Here is a 16,939-nt window from a genome sequence, read left to right as displayed (position 1 = left end):
AAGGTCGGAAGTCGCTGGTCGAGCCGCACCGGGCGCCGACTGGCGACTTCCGGCCATAAAGAGGCCTTCGACACCGCTGCCTCGATCGCCGACAATCAGCGCGAGCAACGCCGACGAACAAGGCCGCGGTCATGTCTGGTTCTTGGTCGTCCAGCCAAAGAGCCATCAAAACGGGATCTTCCGTTCCGAAAACCCACTACACGGTCGTGCATCCATGAAAGCCGAGCTTCCTGTTGCCCTTGTCACCGGTTCCACTTCGGGCATCGGCGCCGCCATTGCCCGGCGTCTGTCAAAAGACGGATTTTCAGTCGTCCTGCATTCACGGAGTTCGGCGGAGGTAGGGCACCTATTGGCCGGCGAACTTGGCTCAGCCGTCTACGTGCAAGCGGATCTGGCGAACGACTTGGACAGGGCCAGGCTGGTTCGCGAAGCGATTGCCGCATGGGGGCGACTCGATGTTCTCGTCAACAACGCCGGCATCAGCCGAGTCATCCCCCATGCAGATCTGGCCGCCGCCACACCGGAGGTGTGGCAGGAACTGCATGAGGTCAATGTTGTCGCTCCATTTCGCCTGGTAGCGGAAGCGGAATCGGCACTGCGTGAAGCGAAAGAGCGGGGGAAAGCAGGATGCGTAGTCAATGTGACTTCGCATGCCGGCGTGCGCCCCAAGGGCGCCTCCATTCCTTACGCTGCGACCAAGGCTGCCTTGAACCATGTGACCCGCCTGCTCGCGCTCTCGCTTGCCCCGGACATTCGCGTCAATGCCGTCGCTCCCGGCCTGGTCGATACGCCGCTGACAGCAGAATGGACGCAGGCGCAGCAGCTCTGGAAGGAGCGTTCGCCCATGCGGCGGGCCGCCAGTCCCGAGGATATTGCGCAGGCGGTTTCGCTATTGGTCGCATCAGACTATCTGACCGGCGAGATACTGCTCTCTGACGGCGGGTTGAATCTCACATGACCCAGGCCCGATGGCGTCCTGTCTTGCCCTCGATCCGAGTGACCGATTCCGGAAACTGTGACCGTCGTTGACGGATCGCCGGCGGTCGTTCGCCATTCCCTTCGTTTGCCGACAATCATCGGCCCCATCGCACCGACACCGATAGGCACTCGATACGCCTGACGCCAGATATACCGAACGATTTGCCGCTCCCCGCGCCAACCGGATCGCGGGCGGGCGCCTGCCCGGTCCGGCTGGAAAGAACGCCCCGCGCCTCGCGGCACCGAGAGATACGACACCGCGCTCGAGTTAGCCCCCGAACACGAATCGGCCGAAGCTCCGCCCCCCACATATTTTCTTAGCCCCCCGCGAATCTTGTATCCTCACCGCTCATGAATGATCTCCACGCCGCCCTCTTCGCCTCCCGCGATCCATCGCCCGCCGCGGCCCCCGGCGCCCGCGGCATCTCGCGAGCCGAAGCCGTCTACCAGCACCTCCGCGACGACATTTTCGAACTGCGCCTGCTGCCCGGGGAACGACTCACCGAAGGCACCATCGCGAAGCGCTTCGGCGTATCACGCACTCCCGCGCGCGAAGCCTTGCAGCGCCTGCAAAGCGACGGCCTGATGCAGGGCTACGTCCGCGGCGGATGGGAAGTCGTGCCGATCGACTTCAAGCGCTTCGACGATCTCTACGAAATGCGCGAACTGATCGAGACGTTTGCAATCCGCAAGCTCTGCACCGCACCACCCGACGACATGGCACGCCGCGCGATCGATGAACTGGACGCGATCTGGAAAGTCCCCCCCGCCGCGCGCGAACGCGACGGCCGCAAGGTGGCCGAGCTGGACGAGGCGTTTCACTACACGCTCGTCGCGGCGACCGGCAACGACGAGCTGTCCGCCGCGCTCGAACGCGTCACGGCGCGCATCCGCGTCGTGCGCTGGCTCGATCTCGTGCATGGCGATTGCCTCGATGAAACCTACGACGAACACGGCGTGATTCTCGACGCGATTCGCGCCGCCGACCTGCCCCTGGCGCTGACGCGCATGGAAGCGCACATCCAGGGAAGCCGCGCCGAAGTGCGCAAGCTCACCCTGCACCGCCTGCACAGCGTTCGCACCAAGTCAGCGATGTAATGCACCACGGCAACGTCGCCGGCCACGCTTCCTCCCCGCGTCCGCCGTTTTTCCTCCGCACCCCGCCTCCCCCGCCAACCCCTGCGCTGTAAAGGATCCCGCCCGGTATCACGTCATTTCGATCCAAATTGGCACGCTCCTTGCTTTTGTCGACAAGTACGTACACAAGTAATCGAGCGTAGCCCGGAGCGTGATGTCGACCACCCATTTGAACCCAGTACGAGGCACGCGCGGCATGGCCGTCGCGCCCCATGCGCTTGCCTCCCAGAGCGCCATGGCCGTGATGCGCGAGGGCGGCAACGCCGTCGAAGCCATGATCGCCGCCGCCGCGACCATCGCGGTCGTGTATCCCCACATGAACAGCATCGGCGGCGACGGCTTCTGGCTGATCTCGGCGCCCGGTCGTGAGCCGGTCGGCATCGAGGCATGCGGCGCGTCCGCGGCAGCCGCGTCGATCGATGCCTATCGCGAGCGCGGTCTCGCCTCGATTCCGTTTCGCGGGCCGCTCGCCGCCAACACGGTCGCGGGCACGATCTCGGGCTGGGAGTGCGCGCATCGATGGTCGCAGGAACAAGGTGGCCGCCTGCCGCTGTCGCGCCTGCTCGAAGACGCGATCCACTACGCGCGCCACGGCATCCCCGTGACGCGCAGCCAGGCGCGCTGCACCGCGCAGAAACGCGGCGAGCTGGCCGCGATCCCCGGTTTCGCGCGCACCTTCCTCGACGCCGAAACCGGTGAAGCGCCGCAAACCGGCGTGCTGTTCAGGCAGCCGAAGCTGGCCGCGACGTTCGAACAGCTCGCCGGCGCGGGCCTGCGCGACTTCTACGAAGGCGACCTCGCCAACCGCATCGCCGCGGATCTGCAGGCGCTCGGCAGCCTGGTCACGGCGAGCGACCTCGCACGCCACCAGGCACGCCTGCGCACGCCGCTCGCGCTCGCGCATTCGTTCGGCACCGTCTACAACATGCCGCCGCCGACGCAGGGGCTGGTTTCGCTGATGATCCTCGGCGTGCTGGACCGGTTGCTCGAGCCCGGCATGGACCCGGTCGGCGCCGATTTCGTGCACGCCTGCGTGGAGGCGACCAAGCTCGCCTTCGCGGTGCGCGACCGGCACATCACCGACCCCGACTACATGGACGTCGATGCCCGGAGCTTCCTCGAGCCGGCCGCGCTCGACGCGCTCGCGGCGAAGGTGGAGGGGTCGCGGGCCGCGCCCTGGGGCAACGGCCTCGGTCCGGCCGATACGGTCTGGATGGGCGCGATCGATCGCGACGGCCTGGCGGTGAGCTTCATCCAGAGCATCTATCACGAGTTCGGCAGCGGCGTGGTGCTGGAGCAGTCGGGCATCAACTGGCAGAACCGCGGCTGCAGCTTTTCGCTCGATCCGCGTTCGCGCAATCCCCTGATGCCGCTGCGCCGCCCGTTCCACACGCTGAATCCCGCCCTGGCCCGCTTCAACGACGGTCGCACGCTCGTGTACGGAAACATGGGCGGCGACGGCCAGCCGCAATCGCAAAGCGCGGTGTTTTCGCGTATCGCGCAGTTCGGCTGGAACCCGCAGGACGCCATCGCCGCGCCGCGCTGGCTGCTCGGCCGCACCTGGGGGGCGAGCAACGACACGCTCAAGCTGGAAGCGCGCTTTCCCGCCGGCACGATCGAGGCATTGCGCGCGCTCGGCCACGAAGTCGACGTGCTCGATGCCTACGACGAAGCGATGGGCCATGCCGGCGCGATCGTGCATCACGCGAACGGCACCTTCGAAGGCGGCAGCGACCCGCGCAGCGACGGCTCGGTGGCGAGCTGGTGACTTTCCCGCATTGCCCGAATTGCCCGCATTGATCGAATTGCCCGCAACACCCGCATGGCCCGCCGGCGCGCGCGCGGCGGGTGCCTCTCATCCCGGAGAACAGTAGATGAATACCTTGAACACCCCGTCGGCGCTGCCGATGGGCGTCGCGATGCGGCGCCGCTGGACGCAGCTGATTCTCGGCCTGGTCTGCATGATGTCGATCTCGAGTCCGCAATATGTCTGGACGCTGATGACCAAGCCCTTGATGGCGAAGCTCGGCGTGGCGCTCCCTGAACTGCAGGTGACGTTCTCGATCCTGGTGCTGTTGCAGGCGTTCTGCTCGCCGTTCCAGGGCGCGCTGATCGATCGCTTCGGCCCGCGCGTGCTGATCTCGATCGGCACGCTGCTCTCGGGCCTGAGCTGGATACTCGCCGCGCATGCGAACAGCGCGCCGATGCTCTACCTCACCTACGGCGGGGTGGGCGGCCTCGGCACCGGCATCGTCTACGTGGGCGTGGTGGGGCTGATGGTGCGCTGGTTCCCCGATCGCCGCGGTTTCGCGGCGGGCGTGGCGGCGGCCGGCTACGGCATGGGCGCGATCGTGACGACGTTTCCCATTTCGTCGGCGCTCGCGGCGCGCGGCATCGACGGCACGCTCGGCCTGTTCGGCCTCATTTTCGCCGTGGTCGGCTTCGCCGCTTCGCAGGGCCTGCGCGTGCCCGCGGCGAACGCGGCACGCGCCGGCGCCGCCGGCCACGCGTCGTCGGTGCCGGACTGGCGCCCGGCGCAGATGCTGCGCACGCCGCTGTTCTGGCTCATGTTCGTGATGATGACGATGATGGCGACCTCGGGCCTGATGGTCACCTCGCAGATGGCGAGCTTCGCGGCCGATTTCGGCGTGGGCAAGGTGCTCGTGTTCGGGCTTGCGGCGCTGCCGCTCGCGCTGACCATCAACCGCTTCACGAATGGCCTCACGCGGCCGCTGTTCGGCTGGGTATCCGACCACTTCGGCCGCGAGAAAACGATGACGTTCGCCTTCGCGCTGGAAGGCGTGGCGATGCTGCTGTGGCTGCTCACGCGTGACAACGTCGTGCTGTTCGTGCTGCTGTCGGGCGTGGTGTTCCTCGGTTGGGGCGAAATCTTCTCGCTGTTCCCCTCGACGCTCACCGACACCTTCGGCACGCGTTACGCCACCGCGAATTACGGCTGGCTGTACCTGTCGTTCGGCATCGGCTCGGTGTTCGGCGGCCCGCTCGCGGCGCTCCTGCATCAGCACACCGGCAGCTGGATCCCGGTCTTCACCTGCGCCATCGTGCTCGACCTCGCCACCGCGCTGCTGGCGATGTTCGTTCTCAAGCCCGCGCGAGCCCGCTTTCTCGCGGCCGGTACGCGGCCCTGAGTCCGGCGAAGGCCGCGCGCGAGCGTGCCTCGCCATGAAAAACACCCCGAACGCCGGATCGATGTCCGACGTTCGGGGTGCTGCCAACAAGAGGCGCGAGACACAAGGCCGGGTTCCCGGTTATCTCGTTCAGCCGCCCCGCTTCTTCGCCTGCAGCGCGCGAATCCGCATCACCGCGCCGGTATCGGCCACGGTCCGCTCGTAGAGCGCCGCGACGTCGTGCTTGAGCGCGGTGCGCGAGCCGCCGTCGAGATAGACCATGTGCCCGGACGGATAGAAGCGCGCCGACAGGTTCTTGCGCACGTTCGCATCCTCCAGCGGCATCTGCTGCAGGTCGAGCACGGTCTGGTAGAACGGCGTGACGAAGTCGTAGAAGCCGTTGGCCGACAGCACCTTCAGGTCGGGATTGAGCGCCATCACGGCGGCCAGGTCGCCGGCCGTGTAGAGGATCACGTTGCCCTTCTCGTCGAGGCCCACTTCCTTGCCGGTCGGGTCCGTGTGCTTGAAATCCCAGTTCGCGAACGCCTGGTCGTTCAAGTCCGTGAACGCCGAGTTCGAGGTGTATTTCAACTGCTCGTTCAGATACGAATTCCACATCGCCGTGTAGACGCCCGTCACGGCCGTCATGGTCGGATCGTTGCCGCCCGAGTTCGGATCGATGTTGCCGGCGATGCCGCTCGAGATCGCCGTGACGCGGCCGTCATACGAGCCGAGCGAGAGCCCTTGCGCACGCAGCAGCGTGGTCAGGAACACCGAGTTGCCGCGCGCGTCGTAGCTGGCCACGTCGAGGCTCCACGACAGCAGCGTGGTGGTGTCGATGCCGGTGTAGTCGGACAGCTTCTGCACCACCGCCGCGTCGGTCTGCGGGAACTTGCGCAGCGCGTCGAGATAGTCGGTGCGCGCGAACTGCGCGACGTCCTCGGAGAACGCGCCGAGATCGGTCGGCGTCGGCGTCACGCCGAGCCGCTTGTGGTACCAGGCGTCGGCCGCCGCGGTCGGCAGCGCGCCCACCGGGTTGCCGGCCTGCCGGTAGTCGAGGATCGACGACTGCAGCGTGATGCCGTTCAGGTCCACGCCGTCCTCGTGCAGCTTGTAGGCCAGCACGCAGCTGCGCGCCGTGCCGTAGGACTCGCCGTACAGGTACTTCGGCGAATTCCAGCGGTTGTTCTTCGTCAGGTAGCGCTTGATGAACTGCTTGAGCGAGTCGGCATCCTCGTCCACGCCCCAGAAGTTGCGGTTCTTGAACGGCGCCACCGCGGCCGAGTAGCCGGTGCCCACCGGATTCACGAACACCAGGTCGCTCTTGTCGAGCAGGCTGTCCGGGTTGTCCTCCATCTGGTACGGCGCGGGCGGCGTGAAGCTCGGCATCGAGGTGCGGATCCGGCGCGGCGCGAACGAGCCGAGCAGCACGAACACCGACGACGAGCCCGGCCCGCCGTTGTAGAAGAACGTGACGGGGCGCGCCTCCTCCTTCTGCCCGTCCTGCGTGAACGCTACGTAGAACAGCTTCGCGTTCGGCTGCGAGCTGCTCGCGTCCACCGTCACGAGATGGCCGGCGGTGGCCGTGTAGGCGATCCGCTTGCCGTCGATGGTGGTGGTGTGATGCGTGACGGCGGCGCTTTCCGTCGTGTCGCTGACCGAATCGTCGGGGCCGTTGCCGTAGGCGACCGGGTCGAAGAACGGCGCGTCGCGACCGTGCGCGAGCGCCACCGGATTGACGGTCGGCGGCACGCCGTGCGAATTGTGCGCGCCATGGTGCAGCGGGAACGTCCCGCCGCTTGCTGAGGAACCCGAATCGTTGCTCATCGTCCCGCTCCTTTGATTTTGTCTGATCTGCCTGAACGAACCACCACGAACCACCAAGAACCGCTCATCGCCATCCGCACTACCGCGAACCACATGGCGGTCACACACCGCGCGCCACCGGAAGCCGCCGGCCTCGCCCGGCACCGCCCGCCCGCGTCCGGCCGCCGGACACCCGGCGCCGCCTCGCGCCGGCATGCGGCCCGGTACGCTGCGGACCGGGCGCCGGACGCTTACTGCGCCGCGCCTTGCAGCGCGGCTTCGATCTTCGTGCCGTCGGGGCTGCCGAGGCCCGTGCAGGCGTCCCAGCCGGCGGCCGCCGCGTAGGCGCCGTTGTTGCCGCGCGTGATGTCGTGGAACGCCTGCGGCTGCGCGTACAGCTTCGGATTGGCCCAGCCGATCGGGCTGCCCGCCGCCGCGTTGATGCGCGCGATCAGCGCGGCCCACAGCGGCGCCACGGCGCTGGTGCCGCCCAGCACGGCCGTGGTGCCGGCCACCGAGATCTGATAGCCGGTGGTCGGCGAGGCGTCGCCGGCCACGTCGGGCACGCCGCGCTTCGTGAGCGGCGTGCTGCCGCCGCCCGTCAGCTTCGCCGACAGGCCCTTCTGGTACGACGGCGCGTCGAACACGGCGCTCACGCCGCCGCCGCCCGCGCCGCCGCTGGCCGCCTCGTCGTTCCACACCACCTCGCTGCGGATGCCCTGCCCGGCCTGCGCGTCGAGCGTGGTGCCGCCGCAGGCGAGCACGTAGGGGCTCGACGCCGGGAAATCGACGTGGTTCGCGCCGTCCTGCAGGCCGTCGCTGGAACCGCTGTCGCCGGAGGCCGCGCAGATCGTCACGCCGAGCGCGGCGGCCGATTTCAGCACGTTGTTGAAGGCCTGGATCGACTGCTGGGTCCAGCCGGCCTCGGGGCCGCCCCAGCTGATCGACACCACCGACGGATGGTTCTTGGTGTCGTGGATCGCCTGGTTCACGGCCTGGATGAAGCCCGAATCGCTGTTCGAGGCGAAATAGACGGCGATGGTGGCGCCGGGCACGATCGCGCCGGCCACCTCGATGTCGAGCGCGACTTCGCCGTCCGGGCCGTTCGGATCGTCGGTCGGCGCGTTGCTGCCGCCCGCCACGCCGATGTCGACGAGCGTCGGATGCGGCAGGCCGAGCTGGTCGAAGTAGCCGTTGATGTCGGCCTTGCGATAGCCGCCGCCCAGTTCGATCAGCGCGATGCACTGGCCCGCGCCGTCGCCGGCCGGGAAGTTGTAGACCGAGGCGAGCTGCAGCGGCGTGTAGGTGGTGCCGGTGGTGCCGCGCGCGGGCTGGAACGGCGGGCGGAAGCGGAAATGCGGATGCGCCTGCGGACGCGTGTCGAGGCCGAGCACCGCGGTGACGGCGTCGTGCAGTTCGTCGGGCAGCGCGATCGCGCCGGTGCGCGCGCGAAACGTGCCGACCGCGTGGTGCTCGTACTGCTGAAGCTTGACGCCGAACGCGCTCTCGAACTGCTCGATGGTGCCGGCCAGCACGACCACGCTCTCCACCGGATCGACGCGCTCGACGGTCAGGTGATGCTGGCGCGCGAACGCCTCGGTGTGCTTGACGTCGTCCTCGCGCGAGCCGAAGCGCTGGGCGAAATCCTCGCGCGACACCGGCTTCGCCGCCGGGTCGCCGCTCGCGAGCCGGTCGACGAGCGCGTCGAGCGCCTGTTCTCCTTCGCGTCGCAGCATCACCGTCACATGAATCCGCTCGGCGGGATCGCACGCGCCGACGCATCGGGATTCAGTGACGACCTTCGGCTCGCTGCCAGCGTGAAGATGCCTTGCCATGTTATGACCCTCCAAGTTACCGCGTGTACGGACTACGGAAAATCCGATCCGGCCGGCCAGGACGCCTGGATGGCGGGCCGCCGGCGTCGCTCTCAACGGCGCCGGATCGATCGATCTGAAGTAAACGGCCAGACGAGTGTAAAACAGCGGCGGCGATCGCGCGCGCGAGTTCGCGGCCGGTTCGGCTTGCGGAACGCAACATGTGCAACAAACCGTTGCGACGGGTTGGCGGCGATCCCGGCGACCGGAAAAACCGGCGCGCGCGGTCACGGCGGCGAGCCGGAAACGATGGCCGGGACGCGGCGCGTCAGGTGGAAATCGGGCGGGAAAACGACGTGGAACGATCGATTCGTTGCACGGTGCGCACGCAAAATATTTTTTGCACCGATTTGGGTCGGCCGCGCTCGCGCTCGCTCGATCACCGGCGCCGGAGGGCGATGAACGGCCGGCCGCCGGGCGAGCGGAATTGAAGATCGGAAATCGGCAAGCGCGAAGCCGCGTCGATCACCGCCCCGATGCGCGAGCCGCCGCGCACCGTCAGTCGATCGACAGCCGGCAGGCGAACGCGAACAGCGCGGCGGCGAAGGTCCAGCGCTGCAGCGTCTGCGCGAGCGGATGCGCGCGCATCCAGCCCGAGATCCGCGACGCGCCGATCACGTAGGCGGAATCGAACAGCGCGCCCGTCACCAGCAGCAGCACGCCGAGTTCGGTCACCTGCCAGCCCACCGCGCCCTCGGCCGGCCGCACGAACTGCGGCAGCAGCACCGAGCAGAACAGCAGCGCCTTCGGATTCAGCAGGCTGGTGAGCAGGCCCTTGGCGAAGTTCCGGCGCAGCGGGACACCGGCGCGCGCGGCCAGCGCGTCTCCCGCGACCGCGAACGGCGGCGAGCGGAACACCTGCCAGGCCACGTAGGCGAGATAGGCCGCGCCGCCGTAGCGCACCACGTCGTAGAGCCAGGGCGCGTTGCGCAGCAGCGCCGCGACACCGCAGGCCGACAGCGTGACGTGAACGGCCCGCGCGAGCGCGAGCCCTCCGGCCGCCGCGAAGCCGGGGCGCACGCCGCGGTTGATGCTGGTCTGCAGCAGCAGCGCCATGTCGGGGCCGGGCAGCGCGTAGACGGCGGCGAGCGCCGCGATGTAGAGGGCGAGCAGATGGGGCGAGATCATGGCGTGGACGGACGGAACGAGGATGAGGACGGGCGCGGCGAACAGGCTCGAAACGGGTGGCGACATCGCGGAAAGCGGGCTGGAAACCGGTTGAGAACACGCCCAGCGGCGACGCGGGAACCGGATCGCGCAACGGCGCGCGACAGGCTCCATATTGCCGAAGTTGCTGGAGCGCTTTTGAGCTATCTACCCATCCAGATCATACGAACCAAGCGGTAATCCTCTATATTTCCGTAACGAAAAAACGGAATCCGCCAACCATGTTTGATCTCGACAAGACCGACCGCGCGATCCTGGCCGCCGTGCAGCGCGACGGGCGCATCCCGATCGCGCGGCTCGCCGAATCGGTGGGCTTGAGCGAAACGCCGTGCGCGCGGCGCCTCAAGCGGCTGGAAAGCGAGGGCTACGTCGAGCGCTATCGCGGGCAGCTGTCGCGCAAGCGGCTCGGCTACGGCGTGGTGGCGTTCGTGCTGCTGCGCATCGCCGTCCACGACCGCACGCTCGCCGACCGCTTCGAGCGCGAGGTGCTGGCGATGCCGCGCGTGCTGTCGTGCCATAACGTATCGGGCTCGGCCGACTATCTGCTGCAGGTGATCGCGCGCGATCTCGACGACTACGGCAGCTTCGTGCGCGACGCGCTGCGCGTGCTGCCCGGCGTGACGTCGGTGGAGTCGGTGCTGTCGCTGCGCGAGGTGAAGGCCGACGCGGGCCTGCCGATGCCGTGACGGGGCGCCCCCCGGCGAAGTACACGAAGCCGGAGCACGGCGCGCGCCCGCGCCGCCGCCGCCGCGCGGCCAAAACTCAGCGCGCGGCCGGCACGCGCAGATGCGCGCTGGCGAGATCCTCGAGGAACGCGGCGACGATCGGATCCTTCTTCGCGCGGCGCGACACGACCATGTGGAACGTCACGTCGTAGTTCAGCAGCTCCGGGTTCAGCGGCGCGAGCAGCCCCTGCGCGACGTAGGGCGCCGCGAAATGCTCGGGCAGGTAGCCGAGGTGGTGGCCCGACAGGATCAAGAGCGCGACGGCCTCCATGTTGTCGGCCGTGCCCGTCACGCGGTCGGGCGAGGTGGACAGCTGCGCCTCGGGTAGCGGATAGGTGCGCCAGGCCCACTCGTGGCCGGCCGCGTCGGCGGCAGACAGGCCGCCCGCCCGCTCGAACAGCGGATGCCCGCGCCCGCAGTAGGCCACCTGCCGCTCGACAAACAGCGGCGTGTAGTCGAGCACCGGCACGCGATGCCAGAAATAGCCGACCGCGATCTGGATCTCGTCGCCGAGCAGCTTTTCCTCGAGGTCGCCGGGCGGGCGCACCGAGATCGAGAACTTCACCGCCTCGTCGCGCGTGCGGAACGCGGCGATCGCCTCGGCGATGCGCGCGTTCTGGCTGATCGGCGTGTGCCCGATCAGGCCGATGTTGAGCGTGCCCACCAGTTGCCGGTCCATGTGGCGCGCGGCACTGCCGAATTCGTCGAGCGCCACCAGCAGCTTGCGGCTCATGGCCTGGAAGCGCTCGCCCTTCGGCGTGAGGCGAAAGCCGCTGCGGCCGCGCTCGCAGAGCCGGTAGCCGAGCCGCGTCTCGAGCGACGACAGTTGCGCGCTGATGGTGGACTGCCCGACGTTGAGCACCGCCTGCGCGGCCGTCACGCCGCCCGCGTCGGCCACCGCCAGAAACACGCGGATCAGGCGCAGATCCAGCGTCGACAGATTCCCCAGCACTGATTGCACTCCCGTTGATTACATCGATTTCGATCGATGTTGACGTCGAAACCTTGGCATTTTTCCGGTCCGGCAAAACGCGTACAACTGTGCGTCCCGCCGCGTCGAATGATACGGCAACCGTTCCCCACGAAAGAGAATCATCGAGACGCCTCCATGAACGATCCCCGCTACTTCCAGCCGCTCGGCGGCAACGACATGCCGCGCAGCGGCGGCATCGCCACGATGATGCGCCTGCCCCACGTGCCGGACGCGGCCGGCCTCGACGCCTGCTTCGTCGGCGTGCCGTTCGACCTCGGCACCTCGAACCGCACCGGCGCGCGCTTCGGCCCGCGCCAGATCCGCGCCGAATCGGTGCTGCTGCGCCCGTACAACATGGCCACGCGCGCGGCGCCGTTCGATTCGCTGCGCATCGCCGACGTCGGCGACATCGCGATCAACCCGTACAACCTGCACGATTCGATCGCGCGCATCGAGGCCGGCTACGACGCGATCCTCGCGCACGGCTGCAAGCCGGTCACGCTCGGCGGCGACCACACCATCGCGCTGCCGATCCTGCGCGCGATCCACCGCAAACACGGCAAGGTCGCATTGATCCACGTCGACGCGCACGCCGACGTCAACGACACGATGATGGGCGAGAAGATCGCGCACGGCACGCCGTTCCGCCGCGCGGTGGAGGAAGGCCTGCTCGTGACCGACCGCGTCGTGCAGATCGGCCTGCGCGGCACCGGCTACGCGGCCGAGGATTTCGACTGGTGCCGCCAGCAGGGCTTTCGCGTGGTGCAGGCCGAGGCGTGCTGGAACCAGTCGCTCGCGCCGCTGATGCGCGAGGTGCGCGAGCAGATCGGCGACACGCCCGTCTACATCAGCTTCGACATCGACGGCATCGACCCGGCCTACGCGCCCGGCACCGGCACGCCCGAGATCGCCGGGCTGACCGTGCCGCAGGCGCTCGAGATCGTGCGCGGCACCTATGGCCTGAACATCGTCGGCGCCGACCTGGTGGAAGTCGCGCCGCCCTACGATCCGTTCGGCACCACCGCGCTGCTCGGCGCGAACCTCGCCTACGAGCTGCTGTGCGCGCTGCCCGGCGTGCGATACCGCGACTGACGCGGCGCCAGAACAAAACAACCAGGAGGAGATCCCGATGTCCAGCAAGATGCCGGTCAGGCAACCCCGGCGGGCCGCGCTCGCGTCGTTCGTCGGCACCACCATCGAGTGGTACGACTTCTACAGCTACGCGACCGCCGCGGCGATCGTGTTCGGCCCGCTGTTCTTTCCCGGAGAAAACCGCCTCGTCAGCCTGCTCGCGTCGTTCGGCTCGTTCGCGGTCGGCTTTCTCGCGCGGCCGCTCGGCGGCGTGCTGTTCGGCCATCTCGGCGACCGCTACGGCCGCAAGCGCTCGCTGCTCGCCACGCTGCTGCTGATGGCCTGCGCGACGGTGGCGATCGGCCTGCTGCCCACCTATGCGCAGGCCGGCGCGTGGGCGCCCGTGCTGCTGGTGCTGATGCGCGTGCTGCAGGGCATCGCGGTGGGCGGCGAATGGGGCGGCGCCGTGCTGCTGGCCGGCGAACACGCGCCGGCCGGGCGCCGCACGTTCTTCGCGTCGTTCGCGCAGCTGGGCAGCGCGAGCGGCCTGATCCTGTCGATGCTCGCATTCGGCGCGATCAGCGCGCTCTCGAAGGAAGACATGATGAGCTGGGGCTGGCGGCTGCCGTTCCTCGCCAGCGCGGTGCTGCTGGTGGTGGGCTTCGCGATCCGCGCGAGCGTATCCGAATCGCCGGAGTTCGCCGAGGTGAAGGCCAGCGGCGACACGCTCGCCAACCCGGTACGCGAGGCGCTGCGCCAATGGCCGCTGCTGCTGCTCGCGATCGGCGCGAACGTGTACGGGATCGCCGGCGTCTACTTCAGCAACATCTTCATGATCAGCTACGCCACGCAGTTCCTCGCGCTCGACCGCTCGATGGTGCTGCACTGCATGACGATCGTGGCGGTGCTGCAGTTCGTGGTGCAGCTCGGCGCGGCGTGGATCGCGCAGCGCTTCGGCACCACCCGCGTGCTGCTCGCCACGGCCGCCTGGGCCGCGATCGTGCCGTTCGTGATGCTGCCGCTCGTGCACGCCGGCACGCCGCTGTCGATCACGCTCGGCGTGGGTCTCGCGACCGTCGCCGAATCGGGTTACTACGCGGTGGTGGCCGGCTTCGTCAGCGGCATCTTCGCGGCGCGGATCCGCTATACGGCAATCTCGATCTCGTACCAGGCCTGCGGCGCGCTGGCGGGCGGCCTCACGCCGCTGGTCGCGACGCTGATCGCGCAGCGCAGCGCGCCGCACTGGTGGCCGCTCGCGCTGCAGTACACGGCGGCGGCCGTGCTGTCGGCGATCTGCGTGGTGCAGATCGCGCGCCGCAGCGACGCGGGGCGCCTCGATCGCGGCGTGCATGAGCCGCGTGATCCGCATCAGGCTCGCGCGAGGCGCGGTGCTGCCCGGGCGGCGGCGACGGGAGGCTGATGTCGCCCTCATGCGGTTGCGCTCGCGGTTACGGCTGAACCGCAAGCGTCGCGCCGGGTGAGTCCAATGGAAAACGCGGAATGCGGGCGATGGCCGGCATTCCGCGTTTTTCGTGGTGAGGTTGCGGCGTGGTTTCGCCGGTGCGGGCATGGATCACGCTCACAGCTCGCCGCTCGCGCCTGATGCGCGCGCCGCCGTGCTCAGCCGGCGGCGCGCTCCATCGCGCGCCGCAGCGCCGCGTAGACAGCCGGCCGGTTGCTCTGCGAGGCGTTGAATCGCAGGTAGCGCGTGGCCGTGCGCGAGACGCTGAATACGTTGCCGGGCGCGAGCACCACGCCGTCGTCCAACGCATGGCGCGCCACCATGGCCGCGTCGAGCCCCGCCGGCAGTTCGGCCCACAGGAACATCCCCGCGCGTGGACGGATCCGCACCGCGAGCCCGGCCGCCGTCAACTGCCGCAGCGTCTCGCCCACCGCATCGCCGAGCCGCGCGCGCAGGCCGTCGAGATGGCGCCGATAGCTGCCGTCCACCAGCAGCCGGTGGACCACCGCCGGGTTCAGCCCGCCGTTGCCGAAGGTGGTCGCGAGCTTCAGGTCGATCAGCGGATCGATCCACTCGCGCCGCGCCGCAAGGTAGCCGCAGCGCACGGCCGCCGACAGCGTCTTCGAGAAGCTGCCGATCGAGATCACGCGCTGCAGGCCGTCGAACGCCGCGAGCCGCGGCGCCGGTTCGGTTTCGAAGTCCGCGAAGATGTCGTCCTCCACGATCAGCATGTCGTGCTCGGCGGCCAGTGTCAGCACGCGGTGTGCGACGGCCGGCGCGAGCACCGCGCCGGTCGGATTGTGGATCGCCGAGTTCGTCACGTACAGGCGCGGCCGGTGTTCGGCCAGCACGCGCGCGAATTCGGCCGGGTCCGGCCCGTTCGCCGTGTAGCGCACGCCCACCAGCTGCACGCGATGCGCGCGCAGCAGCGCCTGGAAGTTGAAGTAGCAGGGATCGTCGACCACCACCGTGTCGCCGGGCTCCAGCAGCAGGCGGCAGACGAGATCAAGCGCGTGCGTGCCGCCGTCGGTCAGCAGGATCTGGTCGGGTGGCGCGTCGATGCCGTGCTGCGCGAGCCGCCAGCTCAGTTGCTGGCGCAGCGCCGGCAGGCCGCGCGGCGCGCCGTAGTCGGCCAGTTCGGCCTGCACGTCGCGCGCGACCGCGCGCAGCGCCCGGCGCATGCCGTCGTCAGGCAGCCAAGACGCGGGCAGCCAGCCGCAGCCGGGCTTCAGCGCGTCGCCGCCGCTTTCTAGCGACTGGCGCGTGAGCCACAGCGGATCGAGTTCGCGGTCGAGGCGCGGGCCGACCTCGGCGAGCGCGAACGGCGGCGCGTGGCCCGCCACGAAGAACCCCGAGCCGCGCCGCGCGGCCAGCGTGCCGTCGGCGACGAGCCGGTCGTAGGCATCGACCACGGTCGATTTCGACACGCCGCAGGTCTCGGCCATGGCCCGGATCGACGGCACGCGCGCACCCGGCCCGAGCGTGCGGCCCGCGATCCGGGCGCGCAGCGCCGCCATCACGCGCGCGACGCGCGTGCCGTCGACCTGCGCCGGAATCTCGCTAGCGTTTAGCGCCATCTGTACGGCTCCTGGTTCGGTACAGTTTGCTCGAATTGTGCTGCTCCGTAGCTTAACCCGCCGATGGCCGCATGCGATGCTCGGCCTTTCCCTCTCTTTTCGCCTCGGCCCACGCATCCATGCAGACCTCTACCCAAGGCTGGCTCAACGGTTTTCTCGGCGTCGTGATCTTCAGCGGCTCGCTGCCGGCCACGCGCATCGCCGTCCACGGCTTCGACCCGGTGTTCCTGACGGTCGCGCGCGCCGCGATCGCCGGGCTGCTGGCGATCGCGCTGCTGGCCGCGTTCCGCGAGCGGCGCCCGGCGCGCGCCGATCTGGTACCGCTCGCGATCGTCGCGCTCGGCGTGGTGGTCGGCTTCCCGCTGCTGACGGCGCTGGCGCTGCGGCACGTCACGTCGGCGCACGCGATCGTGTTCGTCGGGCTGCTGCCGCTCGCCACCGCGGCGTTCGGCGTGCTGCGCGGCGGCGAACGCCCGCGCGCCGCGTTCTGGCTGTTCTCCTCGCTCGGCAGCGCGGCGGTGGCCGCGTTCGCGTTGCGCGACGGCCTGCACGCGTCACCGCTCGGCGACCTGCTGATGCTGGCCGCGATCGTCGCCTGCGGGCTCGGCTATGCGGAAGGCGCACGGCTGTCACGCCGGCTCGGCGGCTGGCAGGTGATCTCGTGGGCGCTGGTGCTGTCGCTGCCGGTGATGCTGCCGCTCGCCCTCGCGGCCCGGCCCGCCTCGCTCGCGGCAATCGGCGCACCGGCCTGGTGGAGCCTCGCCTACGTGTCGCTGTTCAGCATGCTGCTCGGCTTCGTGTTCTGGTATCGCGGGCTCGCGCTCGGCGGCATTGCCAGCGTCGGCCAGCTTCAGCTGCTGCAGCCGTTCTTCGGGCTGCTGCTCGCCGCGTGGCTGCTGCACGAGCCGGTGCCGCCCGCGATGGTCGGCGTGACGGCGGCCGTGGTCGGCTGCGTGGCCTGCGCGCGGCGCTTCGCGGGGGCACCGGCCACGCGCGTGGCGCAGTGAGCGGGCTCGCGGCGAGCCGGGTTCGACGCGCTAT

General features: G+C 69.2%; 14 protein-coding genes. 9 read left to right on the top strand and 5 right to left on the bottom strand.

Going from position 1 to position 16,939, the window contains the following annotated elements; translation table 11 throughout:
* The first annotated feature begins 214 nt into the window (after positions 1–214).
* The 4 genes from BpN12_RS02465 (at position 215) to oxlT (ending at position 5,264) form a co-directional block, all read left to right on the top strand.
* Positions 215–958 carry an SDR family NAD(P)-dependent oxidoreductase gene (locus BpN12_RS02465; protein ID WP_246793700.1) on the top strand — a complete coding sequence of 248 codons (744 nt, stop codon included), beginning with the start codon at positions 215–217 and terminating at the stop codon, positions 956–958.
* A gap of 371 nt (positions 959–1,329) precedes the next feature.
* Positions 1,330–2,076 (top strand): GntR family transcriptional regulator, encoded by a 747-nt coding sequence (locus BpN12_RS02460; protein ID WP_246793699.1) that lies wholly within the window; start codon positions 1,330–1,332, stop codon positions 2,074–2,076.
* A 235-nt stretch (positions 2,077–2,311) separates the two neighbouring features.
* Positions 2,312–3,883, top strand: a complete 1,572-nt coding sequence (locus tag BpN12_RS02455) for a gamma-glutamyltransferase family protein (RefSeq protein ID WP_246793698.1) — start codon at positions 2,312–2,314, stop codon at positions 3,881–3,883.
* Positions 3,884–3,989: 106 nt separating this feature from the next.
* Complete coding sequence (gene oxlT, locus BpN12_RS02450; RefSeq protein ID WP_246793697.1) at positions 3,990–5,264, top strand: oxalate/formate MFS antiporter; 1,275 nt, start codon at positions 3,990–3,992, stop codon at positions 5,262–5,264.
* Between the two features lie 129 nt (positions 5,265–5,393).
* Here oxlT and BpN12_RS02445 read toward each other — a convergent pair whose 3' ends face one another.
* On the bottom strand, positions 5,394–7,070 hold the full coding sequence (locus BpN12_RS02445) for a S10 family peptidase (protein WP_246793696.1): 1,677 nt from the start codon (positions 7,068–7,070) through the stop codon (positions 5,394–5,396).
* Positions 7,071–7,300: 230 nt separating this feature from the next.
* Entirely contained in the window at positions 7,301–8,884 is a 1,584-nt protein-coding gene (locus BpN12_RS02440) for a S53 family peptidase (RefSeq protein ID WP_246793694.1), read from the bottom strand.
* A 200-nt stretch (positions 8,885–9,084) separates the two neighbouring features.
* Here BpN12_RS02440 and BpN12_RS02435 point away from each other — a divergent pair, with 200 nt between their 5' ends.
* Positions 9,085–9,354 (top strand): hypothetical protein, encoded by a 270-nt coding sequence (locus BpN12_RS02435; protein ID WP_246793693.1) that lies wholly within the window; start codon positions 9,085–9,087, stop codon positions 9,352–9,354.
* A 67-nt stretch (positions 9,355–9,421) separates the two neighbouring features.
* Here the strand turns inward: BpN12_RS02435 and BpN12_RS02430 are convergent, their stop codons facing one another.
* Positions 9,422–10,051, bottom strand: a complete 630-nt coding sequence (locus BpN12_RS02430) for a LysE family translocator (RefSeq protein WP_246794603.1) — start codon at positions 10,049–10,051, stop codon at positions 9,422–9,424.
* Between the two features lie 260 nt (positions 10,052–10,311).
* On the opposite strand from BpN12_RS02430, the gene BpN12_RS02425 reads away from it, so the two are divergent.
* Complete coding sequence (locus BpN12_RS02425; RefSeq protein WP_198255055.1) at positions 10,312–10,776, top strand: Lrp/AsnC family transcriptional regulator; 465 nt, start codon at positions 10,312–10,314, stop codon at positions 10,774–10,776.
* 76 nt (positions 10,777–10,852) lie between these two features.
* Here the strand turns inward: BpN12_RS02425 and BpN12_RS02420 are convergent, their stop codons facing one another.
* On the bottom strand, positions 10,853–11,767 hold the full coding sequence (locus tag BpN12_RS02420; RefSeq protein ID WP_246793692.1) for a LysR family transcriptional regulator: 915 nt from the start codon (positions 11,765–11,767) through the stop codon (positions 10,853–10,855).
* 156 nt (positions 11,768–11,923) lie between these two features.
* Here BpN12_RS02420 and speB point away from each other — a divergent pair, with 156 nt between their 5' ends.
* Positions 11,924–12,880 (top strand): agmatinase, encoded by a 957-nt coding sequence (gene speB, locus BpN12_RS02415; RefSeq protein WP_246793691.1) that lies wholly within the window; start codon positions 11,924–11,926, stop codon positions 12,878–12,880.
* Positions 12,881–12,917: 37 nt separating this feature from the next.
* Entirely contained in the window at positions 12,918–14,279 is a 1,362-nt protein-coding gene (locus tag BpN12_RS02410) for an MFS transporter (protein WP_246793690.1), read from the top strand.
* Between the two features lie 200 nt (positions 14,280–14,479).
* On the opposite strand, the gene BpN12_RS02405 is transcribed toward BpN12_RS02410, so the two are convergent.
* Positions 14,480–15,838 (bottom strand): aminotransferase-like domain-containing protein, encoded by a 1,359-nt coding sequence (locus BpN12_RS02405; RefSeq protein WP_246794602.1) that lies wholly within the window; start codon positions 15,836–15,838, stop codon positions 14,480–14,482.
* A gap of 179 nt (positions 15,839–16,017) precedes the next feature.
* Here BpN12_RS02405 and BpN12_RS02400 point away from each other — a divergent pair, with 179 nt between their 5' ends.
* Complete coding sequence (locus BpN12_RS02400; RefSeq protein ID WP_246793689.1) at positions 16,018–16,905, top strand: DMT family transporter; 888 nt, start codon at positions 16,018–16,020, stop codon at positions 16,903–16,905.
* Positions 16,906–16,939 lie beyond the last annotated feature (34 nt).

This window comes from Burkholderia perseverans (assembly GCF_022870505.1).
In the GTDB taxonomy this organism is placed as follows: domain Bacteria; phylum Pseudomonadota; class Gammaproteobacteria; order Burkholderiales; family Burkholderiaceae; genus Burkholderia; species Burkholderia plantarii.
The sequence above is the reverse complement of the archived record's forward strand: the minus strand, read 5'-3'. Positions and strand labels throughout refer to the sequence as shown.

Bases quoted from the DNA above. Each gene is read 5' to 3' on its own strand.
- BpN12_RS02465 (WP_246793700.1), top strand. From the start codon at position 215: ATGAAAGCCGAGCTTCCTGTTGCCCTTGTCACCGGTTCCACTTCGGGC.
- BpN12_RS02460 (WP_246793699.1), top strand. From the start codon at position 1,330: ATGAATGATCTCCACGCCGCCCTCTTCGCCTCCCGCGATCCATCGCCC.
- BpN12_RS02455 (WP_246793698.1), top strand. From the start codon at position 2,312: ATGGCCGTCGCGCCCCATGCGCTTGCCTCCCAGAGCGCCATGGCCGTG.
- oxlT (WP_246793697.1), top strand. From the start codon at position 3,990: ATGAATACCTTGAACACCCCGTCGGCGCTGCCGATGGGCGTCGCGATG.
- BpN12_RS02445 (WP_246793696.1), bottom strand. From the start codon at position 7,070: ATGAGCAACGATTCGGGTTCCTCAGCAAGCGGCGGGACGTTCCCGCTG.
- BpN12_RS02440 (WP_246793694.1), bottom strand. From the start codon at position 8,884: ATGGCAAGGCATCTTCACGCTGGCAGCGAGCCGAAGGTCGTCACTGAA.
- BpN12_RS02435 (WP_246793693.1), top strand. From the start codon at position 9,085: ATGTGCAACAAACCGTTGCGACGGGTTGGCGGCGATCCCGGCGACCGG.
- BpN12_RS02430 (WP_246794603.1), bottom strand. From the start codon at position 10,051: ATGATCTCGCCCCATCTGCTCGCCCTCTACATCGCGGCGCTCGCCGCC.
- BpN12_RS02425 (WP_198255055.1), top strand. From the start codon at position 10,312: ATGTTTGATCTCGACAAGACCGACCGCGCGATCCTGGCCGCCGTGCAG.
- speB (WP_246793691.1), top strand. From the start codon at position 11,924: ATGAACGATCCCCGCTACTTCCAGCCGCTCGGCGGCAACGACATGCCG.
- BpN12_RS02410 (WP_246793690.1), top strand. From the start codon at position 12,918: ATGTCCAGCAAGATGCCGGTCAGGCAACCCCGGCGGGCCGCGCTCGCG.
- BpN12_RS02405 (WP_246794602.1), bottom strand. From the start codon at position 15,838: ATGGCGGCGCTGCGCGCCCGGATCGCGGGCCGCACGCTCGGGCCGGGT.
- BpN12_RS02400 (WP_246793689.1), top strand. From the start codon at position 16,018: ATGCAGACCTCTACCCAAGGCTGGCTCAACGGTTTTCTCGGCGTCGTG.